The organism is Arthrobacter sp. MDB1-55 (assembly GCF_059092925.1).
In genome coordinates, this window is the sequence record NZ_JBNHID010000001.1 from 787,616 (window position 1) to 804,107 (window position 16,492).

The following is a 16,492-nucleotide window of genomic DNA, read 5'->3' on the forward strand; positions in this document are numbered from 1 at the left end:
ATCCCTGCACTGTGATTAAGGCCACGCCGCGCCGCTTAGCCAACCGGTGCGGTGCGTCCTATCCTCAGAGGATCATGAGTTCGAACACTGCCGCAGCTGAGGCTGCCGAGCTGGCCGCTCTGAGGTCCACTGAGGCACCCATTGGGATCTTCGATTCGGGCGTCGGGGGCCTCACCGTGGCGCGGGCCGTTATCGACCAGCTTCCCCACGAATCGGTGATGTACGTCGGAGACACCGCACATGCGCCCTACGGTCCGTTGCCCATTGCGCAGGTGAGGGCCTACGCGCTGGGGGTGATGGACGAACTGGTGGACTCCGGAGTGAAGCTCCTCGTCATTGCCTGTAATTCGGCGTCGGCCGCGGTGCTCCGCGACGCCCGGGAGCGCTACACCGCGCGCTACGGCATACCCGTCATCGAGGTGATCCAGCCGGCGGTGCGGCGCGCGGTCGCATCCACACGGACCGGACGCATCGGCGTCATCGGCACCAGCGCTACCGTGGGCTCGCGCGCCTATGAGGACACCTTTGCCGCCGCTCCCCATCTGGAGATTTTTTCCGTAGCCTGTCCCGAGTTCGTCGACTACGTGGAGGCGGGTGTCACGGCGGGGTCCGACGTGCTGGAAACCGCAGCCCGCTATCTCCGCCCTCTGCAGGAGGCCGACGTCGACACCCTGGTTCTCGGGTGCACGCACTATCCGCTCCTTACGGGCGTGATTTCCTACGTCATGGGAGATTCGGTGACCCTCGTCTCGAGCGCGGAGGAAACTGCGAAGGACGTCTACCGCGCCCTCGTATCGCATGATCTGCTGCGCAAGGGCCCGGGCCAGCCCCGGCACCATTTCGTCGCGACGGGGAACGCCGCCCGCTTCGAGGAACTCGCACGGCGCTTCCTCGGTCCGGAAGTGCTGAGCGTGGAGCATGTTGACCACGTCTCAGCCCAGTATCCGACCGGGAGTATGGCCCGGATCACGCCGGAGATGATTGCGTCGGCGGGAGCGGATGTGGGCGCGGGCGGGAACCGCCTCGCATGAAGCTGACCATCGTCGGGTGCAGCGGATCCTTCCCGGGTCCGCAATCACCGGCCTCCTGTTACCTCGTGACGCTGCAGGAGGACGGCAAGACGTGGCGGATTCTGCTGGATCTCGGTAATGGGTCGCTCGGCGCCCTGCAGCGCTACATGGACCTGAGGGATATCGACGCTGTCCTGTTGAGTCACCTTCACCCCGATCACTGCATGGACCTGTGCGGACTGCATGTGGCAGTGCACTGGGACCCGGAGGGGTGGAACCAGCCGCGGATTCCCGTCTGGGGGCCCGCTGCGACCGCAGACCGCATGGCCACCGCATACGGCCTTGACCTGGACCCGGGCATGCACGAGGACTTTGAGTTCCGGGCCTGGTCACCGCGCACGCCCGTGCAGGTAGGGCCCTTCACTATCACGCCCTTCCCGGTACTGCATCCTGTGGATGAGGCCTACGCCCTCCGCGTTGAAGTGGCCGATTCCGAGGCGCCGGGCGGCAAGCGTGTCCTGACGTATTCGGGCGACACCGATGCTTGTGACGGGCTCATCGAGGCCGCTGCTGACTCCAACATCTTCCTGTGTGAGGCAGCCTTCCACGAGGGCAGGGATGACGCCGTCCGCGGCGTCCACCTGACCGGTAAGCGTGCGGGCGATGTGGCCTCGGCCGCCGCATCACACCGACTGCTGCTGACTCACCTGCCCGTCTGGAATGACGCAGTCCGGACCATGGAAGAGGCGCGCAGCAGCTATACGGGAGATGTTGCCGTAGCTGTTGCCGGAGTTTCATACCTGGTCTGACGACGGCGGACCGCCCCGCGGGATCGAATCGCCCGCGCGGAAGGCCTCTGGCAGACTGGATCCCATGACTTCCCCATCCTCCGCCGGGCAGGCTTCCGCGTCCACCTCTCGTTCCGCATCCGGAAGCGAGGTTGTCCGTGCCGACGGTCGTGCTCCGGACCAGCTCAGGAACATCAGCATCACGCGCGGCTGGTCGAACCAGGCGGAGGGTTCAGCGCTTATCGAATTCGGCAACACCAGGGTGCTGTGCACCGCGTCACTCACTACAGGCGTTCCCCGCTGGCTCAAGGGCGAGGGTAAGGGGTGGGTGACGGCTGAGTACGCCATGCTGCCCCGCGCCACCAACACCCGCTCGGACCGCGAATCGGTGAAGGGACGGATCGGCGGGCGCACCCACGAGATCTCCCGGCTGATCGGCCGGTCACTCCGATCGATCATTGACACGCGCGCGCTGGGAGAGAACACCATCGTGCTCGACTGCGACGTTCTCCAGGCCGACGGAGGCACCCGCACCGCTGCGATCACCGGTGCCTATGTGGCGCTCGCCGAAGCGATCCGCTACGCGAAGGAGCATGGAATCATTCCGGCGTCTTCCCGCCCCCTGACCGATACCGTTGCAGCGGTAAGCGTCGGCATCATCGACGGGGTGCCGATGCTCGACCTGCCCTATGTGGAAGACGTCCGCGCAGAGACCGACATGAACGTCGTCGTGACCGGAAGCGGGAGCTTCGTTGAGGTCCAGGGGACCGCCGAGGGCGCCCCCTTCGACCGGTCGGAACTTGATGCACTCCTTGACCTGGCACTGCTCGGTACAGCGCAGCTTGCACAGATTCAGCGGGAGACTCTGGGGGAGGCGGCCGGTGCCTGAGGAAACACCGCCGGCCCAGGCGCGGCTGGTACTCGCCACACGCAATGCCGGGAAGCTGCGTGAACTTCGTGCGTTGCTGCGTGGCAAGGTGCCGGGCCTCGACGTCGACACGCAGGTGATCGATGCAGCTGCCGCGGGCGCCCCCGATGTTGTGGAGAGCGGCACAACCTTCGAGGAGAACGCGCTGCTCAAGGCGCGGGCCGTTGCCGAGGCCACGGGCATCCCGGCGGTCGCGGATGACTCCGGCCTTGCCGTTGACGTCCTCGGCGGCGCTCCCGGTATCTTCTCGGCCCGCTGGGCAGGCCGCCATGGTGATGACTCGGCGAATCTCGATCTCCTGCTGAACCAGCTGTCGGATATTCCGGCGGACCGGCGAGCCGCGCAGTTTGTCTGTGCCGCAGCTCTTGCGGTACCGGGCGGGACCGACGTCGTCAAACGTGGGGAATTGGCCGGCACTCTGCTGAGTGAGCCGCGCGGCGAGGGGGGATTTGGTTATGATCCCGTGCTGCAGCCGCTCGGCGCGGAGCGCAGCTGCGCCGAACTGACGGCCGAGGAGAAAAACGCCATCAGTCACCGTGCCAAAGCGTTCGAGGAACTTCTGCCGTCAATCGTCGACGTCCTGCGCTGACCGGTGGGAGGAGCGCCTGCGGCCCCCTGCTCTTTCGGCGTGCACAGTTCAATAGGGCAGACTTAACCGGGATATGAGAACAGACGTGAAGAACTTGCCCCTGCAGACCGGAAACGAATCCACACTCGGAGGTGTCGCTGACTGGGCTGTTGCCATGATGGAGACCATCGGGGCGCCCGGCGCCGGTCTGGCCATCGCACTGGAGAACCTCTTCCCGCCTCTCCCCAGTGAGGTCATCCTTCCGCTGGCCGGATTTACAGCGAGCAGGGGAGACTTCACTCTGTTCGAAGCCCTCTTCTGGACCACAGCGGGCTCCGTTGTGGGTGCCTATCTGCTCTACATGCTCGGCGTTCTGCTCGGGCGGCAGCGGATGCGACGCCTCGTGGCCAAGGTCCCGCTGGTGGACCTTGAGGACGTTGACAGCGTCGAGGCGTGGTTCAACCGACACGGTTACAAGGCTGTGTTCTTTGGCCGTATGGTCCCGATCTTCCGCAGCCTCGTATCAATTCCGGCAGGCATCGAACGAATGCCCGTGTGGAAATTCCTGGGTCTCACGCTGGCCGGAAGCCTCATCTGGAACTCCATCTTCGTGCTGGCCGGCTACTACCTCGGCGAGAACTGGCATCTGGTGGAGCAGTACGCGGACATCTTCCAAAAACTGGTGATTGCCGCCGTCGTGCTGGTGATGGCGTTCTTCGTCGTCAATAAGGTGCGGAAGGTCCGACGCAAGCGCGAAGCCTCGTAGCGCCAGCAGTCCTGGGTGACCCCGGGCATCCTGTACTACTCCTTCTCCAGGGGCGATAACTCGTTCCTCTCAACTGCTTGTTGACTTTGACCCGCCGGGTTGTATGGTTAGTTACATGAGTGATGAACCAACCAAGCGGGCAACCGCCGTGGCCGTGGTTGGTGAAGCAACGTGTTGACCGATGATGGTCGGCCGATCTTTCTCCAGATCGCTGAACGCATCGAAAGCGACATCATCGACGGGACGCTGGCAGAGGAGTCTCAGGTGCCGTCCACCAACGAATTCGCGGCCTTCTACCGCATCAACCCGGCGACTGCAGCCAAAGGTGTCAACAGGCTCGTCGACGACGGAATTCTGTACAAGCAACGGGGAATCGGCATGTTCGTATCCCCAGGAGCGCGAACCGTGCTGATGCAGCGCCGACGTGAGAAGTTCTTCGACCAGTACGTGCAGCCGCTCACGCGGGAGGCGCGCAAGCTGGGCATCGAACCGGACGAACTTGCAGAAATGATCAGGCAGGGCGAGCACGCCCTCCAGGGGGGAGCACAGTGAATACCATCATCGAGGTCAACGACCTCACCAAGAAGTACAGGAAGTCGGAGGCTCTGCGGGGGGTCAACCTCGCACTGCAGCCGGACCGCATCTACGGCCTTCTCGGCCGCAACGGTGCAGGAAAAACCACCCTGATGTCCATCCTCACCGCGCAGGGGTTCGCATCGTCCGGGGAGGTGCGGGTATTCGGTGAGCACCCCTACGAGAACGAGCGCGTCCTCAACCGCATCTGCTTCATCCGCGAATCCCAGAAGTACCCGGACTCCTTCACGGCCGAGCATGCCTTCAGGTCCGCGGCGCTTTTCTTCGCCAACTGGAATCAAGAGTTGGCGGACCGGCTGGCAGCAGACTTTCAGCTACCGCTACGCCGTACCATCAAGAAGCTCTCCCGCGGGCAGCTCTCAGCAGTCGGCGTGATCATCGGACTGGCATCGCGCGCGGAGATCACCTTCTTCGACGAGCCGTACCTGGGGCTGGACGCCGTCGCGCGCCAACTCTTCTACGACCGGCTGGTTGAGGACTACTCGCGGCATCCGCGCACGGTCGTACTCTCATCCCATCTGATCGATGAAGTCGCCAACCTGCTGGAGCACGTGATTGTGATCGACCAGGGCCGGATCATCATGGACGACGACGCCGACACGATCAGAGGATCGGCTTTCACCGTAGTGGGATCCGCCGACAAGGTGTGGAGCTTCCTCGGTGACCGTGAAATCGTACATACGGACAACTTCGCTTCCCTGGCGTCGGTAACGGCACTCGGCCCATTGACCGAGAACGAAACCCGCGCTGCCGCCGAACTTGGCCTTGAGCTGGCGCCCGTTTCACTGCAACAACTCATAGTCCGTAAAACCATGTCCGCGTCGTCGGCAGCATCTGGTGTCACGAACCGATCCTTCTCGGAGGCGGCACGATGAACCGCGTCATCAATGTCATGCGGATGCAATTGACCAATCGGTGGGTCTTCATCGGGATTCCGCTCATTATTGTGGCTGCCTCCTTCCTGCTCACCCTGGTCATCTGGTCCCTTGTCCCGGAGCAGGGACGCTACTCCGGTGGCGCTCAGGCAGTAATGTGGTACTTCTTTGCGCTCGGCATCCAGTCCCTGACCCTCACCTTTCCCTTCTCGCAGGGGCTCAGCATCACACGGCGGACATTCTTTTTCGGAACCATCGCGCTCTTCTCGATCATTGCCCTCATCACCTCAGTCTCGTACTACCTGCTGGGCCTCCTCGAGCAGGCAACAGGCGGATGGGGTGTCAACGGCCGGTTCTTCGCGTTGGAATGGATTGCAGGCGGCCCGTGGTTCCATCCCATCGCCTTCTACTTCGCGGTCATGATGGCGCTGTTCCTCATCGGTTTCTGGGCAGCCACCATCTACAAGCGCTGGCAGGCCACAGGGCTGCTATCGGCGGGTATCAGCGTTGCACTGGTGCTGGTAGGAACGCTCTACCTGATCGGGTCCCGGCAGGCCTGGGGTCAGGTTGGAGCTTTTCTTGGAGCACAGTCGCAGCTTGATGTCGCCGGGTGGCTCGCGGTGCTCGCTGTTGTGCTGGCGGGCGGTTCCTTCCTGACATTGCGCCGCACCGAGCCGTAACTGGTTTCACACAGGCAGCGGAGGCGCCACGCCAAGCCGGTTCCGCTGCCTGTGCTTCTCTACCGGCTACCGTGAACGGGTGGGAATTGAGTTCACGGCGATCGACTTCGAGACTGCCAACGGGTTTCGCGGGTCACCCTGCGCCGTCGGTCTCACCAAGGTTCGCGATGGCCGGATTATCGAGGAAGCCCAGTGGCTGATGCGGCCGCCCGCCGGACACGATCACTTCGATCCGCGCAACGTGGCTATTCACGGCATTACAGCCGACATGGTGGCGCACCAGCCGCGTTTCGGTGAACTGTTCCCGGAGATCGGTGCCTTCATCGGTAACGACGTCCTCGTGGCGCACAACGCCGCCTTCGACATGGGCGTCATCCGCTCCGCGCTCGAAGTGTCGAACCAGGGCGGTCCCGCCTATGACTACGCCTGCACCGTCCTGCTCTCACGCCGCAGTTACTTCCTCGTCTCCTATTCGCTGCCCTACGTCGCGGAGGCGGCGGGAGTTCCGCTGGTGAACCATCACGACGCCGTTGAGGACGCCCGCGCGTGTGCCGGAATCCTGGTGGACATCGCCCGCCGCGCGGACGCAGCAACCATCGAGGACCTTGTGTCGGGGCACCGTCTACAGCTGTCCCGCCTGGAAGCTTACGAACCTGGCGTGTCCGAACTCTCAAAGGCGACCCGGACGGCTCTGGATCGGGGACCGGCCCGCACATGGATCGGATGGCCGGACGAAGGCCTCAACCCGGAACCCAACCCTGCCGCGGACCCATCTCATCCCCTGTTTGGCCAGACCGTGGTTTTCACCGGCGACCTGGGCATCCCACGGCCCCAAGCGAAGGAACGGGCGGCCGTTCTGGGAGCCAGACCGGCGAGTACCGTTACGCGAAAGACGACCGTACTGGTGGTCGGCGACGGTTTTGTGGCGGCCGACCTGCGCAGCGGAAGGGTCACGGGCAAGGCCCGCAAGGTGATGGAGCTGCACAGCCGCGGCCAGAACATCGAGGTGCTCTCCGAAGCTGAGTTCCTCCAGATGACCGAAGGCCGCTGGCCGGTCGCCAGCCAGTAGAGCGGAAGAGGCGCGGTCGCGCGAAGCGAACCAGCGCCTATGCTCCCATCGCTGTGGCGAAGCGCCCGGCGAGCTCCTCGATTACGTCTGTTCCTTCCAGCCGTTCACATGCGGCCCGCGGCAAGGACGCACGGCCGTACAGGGCTCCGGCGATTGAACCGGCAACCGAGCCGACCCCGGTCGCCCCGGGACCCTCCTGGGCGGCTGCTGCCGCAAGCAGAGCTTCCACGGAGGCGGCGCCGTCGTCGCTCGCGGTGGCGAGGACCAGCCTCACTGCCTCGCAAAGCACACCTCCTGCGTCGTTCGCCGGACGAGCCGGCGAGGCGGTGCCGATCGACCGCAGGCGCTCCGACAGAGCAGACGCCCCCAGCGTGGCTGCATGTTCCGCCGACGCGTCCACCGCCTCTGCCAGTGCACTTTCCTGCACCGCAATGGCATGAATCAGAGCGGAGTAGACGGCGGCGGGCAGCTGCGCGGCGGAGTTGCCGTGTGTGATCGCCGCGGCATCAAGTGTGAGTTTCTCGATCATGGCGCCAGGGACGTTCGCCACCAGTCCGAAAGGCGCGGAACGCTGCAGCGCGCCGGGGCCGTCGTCGTCGGGTTCCAGCGGACGCTGCCGACTGCCCATTTCGCCGCTCCGGAGCGCGCGCACGCTGGTGCCGTCCGGGTGCCGCCGACGGTGCAGCACCTCCTGCCCATCGATCCAGCGGGCGGGGGGAGCAGGAGCCGACGACGGCGGAGTCTCGCTCTGGGTACCGAGCCAGCGGAGGTAGGCGAGCCAGAGGCAGGCGGTCTCGTCCGCGGCGACCCCATCATTGGCCCATTCGAGAGCCTCGGTCATGCCGTCGACCGTGTACAGCGTCAGCTGGGTTGCATCGGCGAAGGCAGAACCTTCGGGTGACTCCGCCGCTGCCTCGCCAAGGGCACCTCCCAGGAGGGCGCCGGTGATTCTGCTGCGAAGTGGAATGGAAGTACCTGCGGAATGTGTCACTGAGCCAGTGTAGGCATTCCGCGGCATCCGCCCCTGAATGGCGGCTCATCGGCGGGCTGAAGTAGCAGATCTCACGTGCCCGCGGCCTCCCGTTCCGTGGTGCCGCGGCGTTGCCGCCAGGAACTGTCGGAGGTGGCCGGTAGCTTGGAATCATGAGGTTACTGCACACGTCAGACTGGCATCTGGGGCGTTCCTTCCACGGGGTGGGGATGCTTGAGTCGCAGCGCCTTTTCGTCGACCAGCTGGAGAAGACGGTACGCGAGGAAAACGTCGACGTGGTTCTCATTGCCGGGGATGTCTATGACCGCGCGCTTCCCGCCGTTGACGTCGTCGAACTCTTCAACGAAGCCCTCGAGCGGATCATAGTGGCAGGCGCTCAGGCCGTCATCAGTAGCGGAAACCATGATTCTGCAGTCCGGCTGGGATTCGGCGGCAAGCTGATCGAACGCGGCGGCGTGCATCTCCGTACCCGGATCGAGGACATCGGGCGGCCCGCCCTTTTCCGCGTCGATGACGAGGTCGAGGTGGCTGTTTACGGGTTGCCTTACCTGGAACCGCGCATGGTCGCGGATGAACTCGGCTGCGACGGCGCAACCCATACCGCTGTCACGTCAGCGGCGCTGGAGCGCGTGCGGGATGACCTGGGTCGGCGCCGGAAGCGCAACACCGTGCACTCGGTGGTCATGGCCCACACCTTCGCCAGCGGGGGAGTGGGATCGGACAGTGAGCGGGAGCTCAGTATGGGCGGTCTGGGCGTGGTGCCGCTGAATCTCTTTGAGGATTTTGATTACGTTGCGCTGGGTCATCTGCATGGTCAGCAACAGTTGCATGAGCGTATCCGTTATTCAGGGTCTCCGTTGGCCTACTCATTTTCCGAGGCACGGCAGTCGAAGGGCGCCTGGCTCATCGACCTGGCGGCTGACGGCGTAGGGGAGGTACGCCCGGTCAGGTGGACGCCGCAACGGCACCTTGCCATCCTGCGGGGTCCGATCGATGAGCTCCTCGCATCACCGCAGCACGTCGAAGCCGAAGGCGCCTGGTGTCACGTCACCCTGACGGACAACGAGCGCCCGCAGCACGCTATGGAGCGACTGCGCGCGAGGTTTCCGGGCACTCTTGTGCTTGCATTCGAACCTTCCTCCCGTGGACCAGGGGAGGAACGCACCTACAGCGAGCGCATCGCACAAGCCGTTGATGATTCAGCCATTTGTTGCGGTTTCCTCGAACACGTCCGGCAACGCTCCGCCAATGCTGAAGAGGCGGCACTCTTCGCCGAGACGATCGACGCCGTGCGCGCAGCGGAGAGCGGCGCATGAGGATCCACCGCCTGGAGATCCAGGCCTTTGGGCCGTTCGCTGAGCGCCAGCACATAGACTTCGACGGGCTCACGGAGCAGGGGCTGTTCCTGCTGAACGGGCCAACCGGAGCTGGTAAATCGAGCGTTCTGGACGCAATCTGCTACGCGCTGTACGGTGCCGTGCCGGGGGAACGCCAGAACGCCAAGCGCCTGCGAAGCGACCATGCTCCCGATGGCCTCGCACCGGAGGTCGTGTGCGAGTTCTCCGCGGGTTCCCGGCGCTTCGAAGTGACCAGGAATCCCGCGTGGAGCCGGCCCTCGAAGCGCGGGTCCGGAACCACCACGGAGCAGGCCAAGACCCTCTTGCGGGAGCGTGTAGCAGGGCAGTGGGTCACCCGGTCAACCCGCAATGATGAAGCGGGCGCGGAACTTCAGGACGTGCTCGGAATGAACCGGGAACAGTTCACACGGGTAGTGATGTTGCCCCAGGGCGAGTTCGCTGCGTTCCTTCGGTCGGACGCCACGGCACGCGGCGAGCTGCTGCAACGGTTGTTTGCTACCGACAGGTTCTCCACGGTAGAACAGCTGCTTGCAGAGCACGCCGCCCGGACTGCGTCGGCCCTGCAGGAAGCCGAGGGTGAACTTGAAGATCTTCTGGCGCGGGCCGAAGAGGAGGTGCAGAGGCACGGGTTGACCACCCAACCACTTTCTCCTGCTGCCCGGGTGCAAGGACCAGCAGCTGCCGGCCTGGACCCGGAAAGCAGCGAGACAGACGGGTCTGGGCATGGACTGCTCGCCTTGCAGGATCAACTGATGGCTGCCGTGACCGAGGGCCGGATCCGCGTGAAGGAACTTACGGCGGTACGTGAGGCCTGCCGGCTCGACCGTTCCGGGATTGAGAACGAGCGTCGGGACCGCATCGCCTATCGCCGGTTGCTCGCGGAATGGAAGGCGAACGAGCTCGACCTTCAACAGGCCGCCACCCTGCGCACCATGCTCGAGAGCCACCGTGGGGCCCAGATCCTCGAGGGCCCTCTTCAGTCGCGGGATGAAGCGGCGGAGCAGCTCCGCGCTGATCAGGACCACCTGCAGTCCGTGATGCTCCGGCTGGAGGCTGACCCCGCTCTCCGGCACGAGCTTCCGGAAACGCTCATCCTGGAGGCAGAACCGGCGTTGGCGGATATCGAACGTGCGCATGATGAGATTCGGGAAAGGCTGGCAGCGGCGCGGGCATCGCTGCCGCTGGAGCAGGACCTCATGCATCTTGGCGTGCGCATCAGAGATGTGGAGCGCACGATCGAGCAGCAGCGTAGCAAGACTGCGCTGTGCAGAACGAAGCAGGAGGAATTCGCGAAGGAACTTTCGAACCTCGGAGCAGAACTTGAGGTCGCGCAGACCGTGGCGGCTCGCGCAGCAGAACTGAAGACCCAGTGCGCAGAAGTCACTGAGCGGCTTGAGCTGCTGGGCAAGGCAGAGTTGGCGGAGCGCGCACTCCAGAAACTGGACGAACAGCTGCAGGAACAGCAGATGATCTTCCTTGCAGCGAAAGAGGACTGGCTGGGGAAGCTTCAGCTGCGGCTCGAGCAGACGGCGGCAGAACTCGCTGCCCGGTTAGTCTCAGGGGAGCCCTGTGCGGTCTGCGGCAGCGTAGAGCACCCAGCCCCCGCAACACCTGCCAAACCGCCGCTGGTGAGTCGCGAGGATGAGGAAGATGCTCGGGCCAATCAGGACCGGGCGGAGGGACGAGTGCGGCAAATTTCGGCCGAGCGGGACGCAGCGGCACTTGAGGCAGCGATGCTGCGCACGCGAAGCGGTGAGTTCACGGTTTCAGAAGTTCGCACTGCCCTGTCGTCTCTCGAGCAGGAACGCTCGCAAGCGGAGCTGGCGGTGCGCTCTGCTGCTGAACTGACCGGGCGGAAAGCTACGCTCGAGGCTGCGCTCGCGGGGCTGCAGGAGGAAAATGCAACCCTCGCACAGAGTCTGGCCGAAGGCTCTTCACGCCTGACCACACTTCGTGAACAGGAGACCACTCTGAAGGACAGGCTCTCGCAGGTGCGCGGGTCCTACGGCACAGTGGTGGACAAGGTCGCCGCCCTGGAAGTGACTGAACGCCGGCTTGGCGCGGTCTGTTCTGCCCTGACGCGCACCGAGCAGGCTCGGGCACATCTGGACAAAGCCGAAACTGCCCTGCGGGAGCGTCTTGCAGTCACGGACTTCCCGTCGCCGGACGCAGTCCGGGCTGCCCTGCTGACAGGTCGCCAAGTGGACGAAGCTGAGCAGTCGATCCGGGATGCGGAGAACACAGCCCACAGAATAGAACGCGACCTTCAGCGCCCGGAGAATATAGCTGCCGCGGTCCTGGAAAAGGAAGGCGGTGCACTGCCGGATGAACGCGAGCTCACGCTCGCGGGGGAGAGGGAAGCGGAGGCCGGGAAGCAGCTCGACCGCGCGGTGCTCGAAGTAGGCCTGCTGGAACAATCAGTGGTGCAGCTCGGTTCCTACACGGACAGGGCGGCGCTTCTTGAGGAGCGGCTGGTGCCGCTGCGGCACGCGCACCAGCTCGCGAAGTCGATTGCGGATACCGCGCATGGGAACGGCGAAAACCTGTACAAGATGAGCCTGGCCACCTACGTTCTGGCTGCCCGCCTGGAACAGGTAGCGGACGCTGCGACCGAACGACTGCAGCAGATGTCTGACGGCCGGTACTCCCTGGTGCACAGCGACTCGAAGTCCGGAAACCGGAAGTCCGGATTGGGATTGAACGTCATCGACAGCTGGACAGGGATGCGCCGCGACACCGCTACGCTCTCGGGTGGTGAGTCTTTCATGGCATCCCTGGCGCTCGCACTGGGACTTGCTGACGTCGTCCAGCACGAGACGGGCGGTCTTGATATCGAAACTCTCTTCGTGGACGAGGGATTCGGCAGCCTGGACGAGCAATCCCTTGAGCAGGTGATGGACGCTTTGGAGAATTTGCGGGACGGAGGACGCGTGGTCGGACTGGTCAGTCACGTAGCTGAGCTTAAGCAACGCATCCCAGCGCAGTTGCACGTATCGAAGGGACGAGCCGGGTCAAGCGTGAGCTTCGTGAATCAGCTGGAGCGCGTGTAAAGTTGTGACGTTACCGGGTTGTGCGCATCGGGAGGAGGGACGATGCGCTTTTCGAAGCACCCGGAAAGCGCATGGCTAACCCAACTTCTGACTCCCGAATCGTCCCTACCGATCAATCCTCCGCAGCCCCGGCTCCGGTGGAGGACGCCACTACCGCGCAGGGCGCCGTGCCGTCGCCCCTCAGCACCGAGAAGCGCGGCCGCTTCAGCAGACTGCCGGAAATTGCGGGAGCGGGTTTTCTTCCACTGGGCCTCATTGCCCGCCTTCCTCTCGCGATGCTCACCGTCGGCGCGCTCACTCTGGTCACCGCGGCAACCGGCTCTTATGCTTCCGGTGGATTCGCGGCTGGAGCCGTAGGAATCGGCTCGGCAATGGGGGCGCCGGCCCTCGGCTACTTGGCCGACCGACATGGTCAGCGCCCGGTCCTGCTGCTATCAGCCGTCCTCAACACGTTGGCCATATTTGCGCTGCTTGGCGTTAGCGGCTTCTCCGGCGGCGACTCGGTACTGACACCGACCCTGATTGCGGCGTTCCTGATGGGTGCGACCTGCCCGCAGATCGGTCCGCTCGCCAGGGTTCGCTGGATGGCGTTGACCCAAGACAAGCGCCCCAGCGATCTCGACACGGCGCTGTCCTACGAAAGCACAGCCGACGAACTGACTTTCGTGCTCGGTCCTGCCCTCGTCGGTCTGCTGGCCAGCGTGATCGCGCCCTGGCTGCCCCTGGCACTGGCCGCGGCGCTTACAGCGGCGTTCGTTTCAGCCTTCGCGGTGCACCCGACCGAGCGGGCAGTCATTCCGCTGCGCCGTCGTCCCACTGCAGCGAACCGGCAGCATCAGCAAGGGCGCGGGGGAGCACGCACAGGCTTCCTGGTAGCGTTGCCTGTTCTCGGCATGGTCATGATGGGAACCTTCTTCGGGTCAACCCAGACCTCGCTCATCGCCTTCGCCGGGGGGTTCGGAGCGGAGACCGCGGCCGGCCTGCTCTATGCCGTGATGGGCGTCAGCTCAGCGCTGACCGCCTTGTCGGTGGCGTACTGGCCGCAGCGCTTCCGGCATCCCTTGCGCTGGGTTCTCTCGGCCGGCGTCATGTGCGCGGCCGCAGTCTTGCCCCTGTTCGTCCCTGACATTCCATTGATGCTCGTCGCCCTGCTGGTCCTTGGAATCCCCGTCGGGCCAACCATGGTGACCATATTCAGTGTCGGCTCACTGGTAGCGCCGCGGCAGCTGGTCGGGACAGTGATGACTCTGCTGGCCAGTGGAATCGTCGCCGGCACCGCAATCGGCGCATCGATTGCAGGAGCACTGGCGGAGAGCAGTGTGAAGCTGGCTTTCACGGTTCCGGTGGCGGCCGCCGTCGTGCTCCTGCTGTTGGGCTTGGTGTGTGCCGTCGTCCTCCGCAGCAGGCAGGTGGCCCGGGAGATCAGCTGAGCTGCTCCTCAATCGCCCGGGCACTGGCCGCTATGCGGGCGCCAAGTTCCGCCTCCGGATGGGCTGAGCGGATATAAACGACGGCGACTGCCGCGGGCAGGCGTCCCGGAACCCTGACCGGAGCGGCAACGGATGAGAGGCCGGCGATGACCTCGTCATGGCTTGTGGCGAAACCTTGCAGCCGTGCCGCACCGGATTCACTGCGGTACGGCTGGCCGGGCGCGAGCCGTTGCCATTCTTCCTCGCTGACGGCGGACTGGATCGCGATGCCCGGCGCTCCGGCGCTGAAGGCATGCCGGGTACCGGGCCGCTGCGCGACCGCGGCCCTGGAGTGGCGCGGCTCGACCGTCACCAGGGTTACGCAGTCATGGCGGTCCCAGACTGCGACGAACGCGGTCATGCCGAGCTCGTTCGCCAGCACGGTCAGTTCCGGCAGGGCGGCAGTCTGAAGGTCACGGGACACGCCGCGTGCGAGTGCTGCCAAGCCGGGGCCGGACGACACTTTTCCGGCCTCATCGCGGACAACCAGCGAATGGTCTTCCAGGGTTCGAACTATTCGGTAGGCAATTGATCGGTGTACCCCCAGCTCAGAGGACAGTTCCGCGATGGACAGCGGCTTGGGTGAATCGGCGAGAATCTCGAGGGAGCGGAGCCCTCGTGAAAGGGTCTGCGAATGTTGGGTCGTTGTGTCCGGGCTCACACATCGTTATTATTCTATATCGGAATAGGATGTTCAACTATCGAACAAGCCTTCGTTCCGACAGTACGGGCTCAGCGCGAAGGTGCATCGCCCTCGTGTTAGAGAGTATGATCTGAGACACATTACCGAACGTTCTGTCGGTAATCATTTTCCGTCCACTTGGAGTAACAATGACGTCTTCAACGGCCGCTGCCCGGCAGCGAATGTCTCGGGAGGACCGCAAGGTCGTCGCAGGCACCATGGTTGGCACCACCATCGAATGGTATGACTTCTTCATCTTTGCGCAGGCTGCGGGTCTGGTCTTCGCACAGCTGTATTTCGCACCCCTCAACGAGGACAGCCCGGGACTCGCGCAGCTGGTTTCCTGGGCCACAATCGGCATCAGCTTCTTCTTCCGGCCACTCGGGGCAGTGGTCGCCGGCCACCTCGGTGACCGCATCGGACGCAAGGCGATGCTCGTCTTTACCCTCGTCATGATGGGTTCCGCCACCGCACTCATAGGGCTGCTGCCCACATACGCCCAGATCGGCGTCGCTGCGCCGATCCTGCTGATGCTGCTGCGTATCCTCCAGGGCTTCTCCGCCGGAGGGGAGTGGGGCGGCGCCGCACTCATGGCGGTGGAGCACGCACCGGTCAACAAGCGTGGATTCTGGGGAGCGTACCCGCAAATCGGTGTACCCGTCGGCATGATCCTCGCAACGCTGGTGCTGTTCATGCTGCGTTCGTCCATGTCGGAAGAGGACTTCCTGACCTGGGGATGGCGCGTTCCATTCCTGCTTTCGGTGGTCCTGATCGTCGTCGGCTACTTCATCCGCAAGGCTGTTGCCGAAAGCCCGGTGTTCAAGGAGATGACCGAGCGCAAGTTGGAATCTTCGGTACCGCTGAAGCTGCTCTTCAAGCACAACACCAAGCAGGTCGTGCTGACGGCGGCAATCTTCATTGCGAACAACGCGGCCGGCTACCTCCTCATCGCTTTCTTCTCCGCATACGCACAGCGCACCCTGGGCATGCCCGGTGGGCCGGTGCTGTTCGCGACCCTTCTGGCGTCCTTCGGCTGGCTGATCTTCACCATGTACGGCGGCATTCTGTCCGACCGGATCGGGCGGGTTCGAACCTTCCAGATCGGCTACGCGCTGGTGTTCCTGTGGATGATTCCGCTGTTCATGATGATCGATACCCGCAACATCCTCGCCTACGGTGTGGCGCTGTTCGTACTGACCATCGGTCTTGGCCTGTCCTACGGACCCATGTCCGCGATGTATGCCGAGATGTTCCCGGCCAATGTCCGCTACTCAGGCATTGGAATCGGTTATGCCCTCGGCGCCATCCTGGGCGGTGCTTTCGCCCCGCTGATTGCAGAAGCGCTCCTGACAGGCACCGGATCGTCGATCTCCATCGGCATCTACATCATGGTGTTGTGCGTCATTTCCTTCGTGGGCGTGACCATGGTGAAGGAGACACTCGGCGTGCCGCTGCGTGTGGCCGAGAACCACACAGAGGCGAAGTAGCGACGTCTCGAAGACCGGTGCGGTGGGTAGGGCCATGGGTAGTTCTCCCCATGGCCCCCGCCCGGAGTCCCGCATACACTGATTGCCAAGACGGGCCTTGTACGAGGGGCCTGCCGCCGGACTGACGGGTTCGGTACGAAGAATGGCCGGCTCGCCAAGGGTTCCCCCAGCCCTGGA

General features: G+C 64.2%; 15 protein-coding genes. 13 read left to right on the forward strand and 2 right to left on the reverse strand.

All coding sequences use genetic code 11. The features are described 5' to 3' along the window. The first annotated feature begins 74 nt into the window (after positions 1 to 74). From murI to AC5RU3_RS03845, 9 genes are all read left to right on the forward strand, one after another. The gene (gene murI, locus AC5RU3_RS03805) at positions 75 to 1,031 is read left to right on the forward strand and encodes a glutamate racemase (protein ID WP_493964891.1); all 957 of its coding nucleotides are present in this window, start codon (positions 75 to 77) and stop codon (positions 1,029 to 1,031) included. After that, complete coding sequence (locus AC5RU3_RS03810; RefSeq protein WP_309071085.1) at positions 1,028 to 1,819, forward strand: MBL fold metallo-hydrolase; 792 nt, start codon at positions 1,028 to 1,030, stop codon at positions 1,817 to 1,819. Before murI ends, AC5RU3_RS03810 begins: the two co-directional genes overlap by 4 nt. Positions 1,820 to 1,883: 64 nt before the next feature. After that, the gene (gene rph / locus AC5RU3_RS03815; protein ID WP_309071086.1) at positions 1,884 to 2,687 is read left to right on the forward strand and encodes a ribonuclease PH; all 804 of its coding nucleotides are present in this window, start codon (positions 1,884 to 1,886) and stop codon (positions 2,685 to 2,687) included. After that, a complete protein-coding gene (gene rdgB / locus AC5RU3_RS03820) occupies positions 2,680 to 3,315 on the forward strand; it encodes an RdgB/HAM1 family non-canonical purine NTP pyrophosphatase (RefSeq protein WP_309071087.1) in 636 nt (211 codons plus the stop codon). The genes rph and rdgB overlap by 8 nt, the downstream gene beginning before the upstream one ends. Before the next feature lie 85 nt (positions 3,316 to 3,400). Further along, positions 3,401 to 4,060, forward strand: a complete 660-nt coding sequence (locus tag AC5RU3_RS03825) for a DedA family protein (RefSeq protein WP_309071088.1) — start codon at positions 3,401 to 3,403, stop codon at positions 4,058 to 4,060. Positions 4,061 to 4,234: 174 nt separating this feature from the next. Beyond that, entirely contained in the window at positions 4,235 to 4,612 is a 378-nt protein-coding gene (locus AC5RU3_RS03830) for a GntR family transcriptional regulator (protein ID WP_309071106.1), read from the forward strand. Then, positions 4,609 to 5,529 carry an ABC transporter ATP-binding protein gene (locus AC5RU3_RS03835; RefSeq protein WP_493964892.1) on the forward strand — a complete coding sequence of 307 codons (921 nt, stop codon included), beginning with the start codon at positions 4,609 to 4,611 and terminating at the stop codon, positions 5,527 to 5,529. Before AC5RU3_RS03830 ends, AC5RU3_RS03835 begins: the two co-directional genes overlap by 4 nt. After that, positions 5,526 to 6,209: a hypothetical protein gene (locus AC5RU3_RS03840; protein WP_309071090.1), complete on the forward strand. Its 684-nt coding sequence runs from the start codon at positions 5,526 to 5,528 to the stop codon at positions 6,207 to 6,209. The genes AC5RU3_RS03835 and AC5RU3_RS03840 overlap by 4 nt, the downstream gene beginning before the upstream one ends. A 79-nt stretch (positions 6,210 to 6,288) precedes the next feature. Further along, positions 6,289 to 7,278 carry a 3'-5' exonuclease gene (locus AC5RU3_RS03845; protein WP_493964893.1) on the forward strand — a complete coding sequence of 330 codons (990 nt, stop codon included), beginning with the start codon at positions 6,289 to 6,291 and terminating at the stop codon, positions 7,276 to 7,278. 37 nt (positions 7,279 to 7,315) lie between these two features. Here the strand turns inward: AC5RU3_RS03845 and AC5RU3_RS03850 are convergent, their stop codons facing one another. After that, positions 7,316 to 8,269: an ADP-ribosylglycohydrolase family protein gene (locus AC5RU3_RS03850; protein ID WP_493964894.1), complete on the reverse strand. Its 954-nt coding sequence runs from the start codon at positions 8,267 to 8,269 to the stop codon at positions 7,316 to 7,318. A gap of 152 nt (positions 8,270 to 8,421) precedes the next feature. Between AC5RU3_RS03850 and AC5RU3_RS03855 the strand changes: the two genes are divergently transcribed. The 3 genes from AC5RU3_RS03855 (at position 8,422) to AC5RU3_RS03865 (ending at position 14,107) form a co-directional block, all read left to right on the forward strand. Continuing rightward, a complete protein-coding gene (locus AC5RU3_RS03855) occupies positions 8,422 to 9,585 on the forward strand; it encodes an exonuclease SbcCD subunit D (protein WP_458115246.1) in 1,164 nt (387 codons plus the stop codon). Next, on the forward strand, positions 9,582 to 12,677 hold the full coding sequence (locus AC5RU3_RS03860) for an AAA family ATPase (RefSeq protein ID WP_493964895.1): 3,096 nt from the start codon (positions 9,582 to 9,584) through the stop codon (positions 12,675 to 12,677). The genes AC5RU3_RS03855 and AC5RU3_RS03860 overlap by 4 nt, the downstream gene beginning before the upstream one ends. Positions 12,678 to 12,748: 71 nt before the next feature. Beyond that, the gene (locus tag AC5RU3_RS03865; protein ID WP_458115244.1) at positions 12,749 to 14,107 is read left to right on the forward strand and encodes an MFS transporter; all 1,359 of its coding nucleotides are present in this window, start codon (positions 12,749 to 12,751) and stop codon (positions 14,105 to 14,107) included. Here AC5RU3_RS03865 and AC5RU3_RS03870 read toward each other — a convergent pair. Next, positions 14,100 to 14,807 carry an IclR family transcriptional regulator gene (locus tag AC5RU3_RS03870; protein WP_309071096.1) on the reverse strand — a complete coding sequence of 236 codons (708 nt, stop codon included), beginning with the start codon at positions 14,805 to 14,807 and terminating at the stop codon, positions 14,100 to 14,102. The genes AC5RU3_RS03865 and AC5RU3_RS03870 overlap by 8 nt on opposite strands. Before the next feature lie 170 nt (positions 14,808 to 14,977). Here AC5RU3_RS03870 and AC5RU3_RS03875 point away from each other — a divergent pair, with 170 nt between their 5' ends. Next, the gene (locus tag AC5RU3_RS03875) at positions 14,978 to 16,315 is read left to right on the forward strand and encodes an MFS transporter (RefSeq protein ID WP_309071097.1); all 1,338 of its coding nucleotides are present in this window, start codon (positions 14,978 to 14,980) and stop codon (positions 16,313 to 16,315) included. The last annotated feature ends 177 nt before the right edge of the window (positions 16,316 to 16,492 follow it).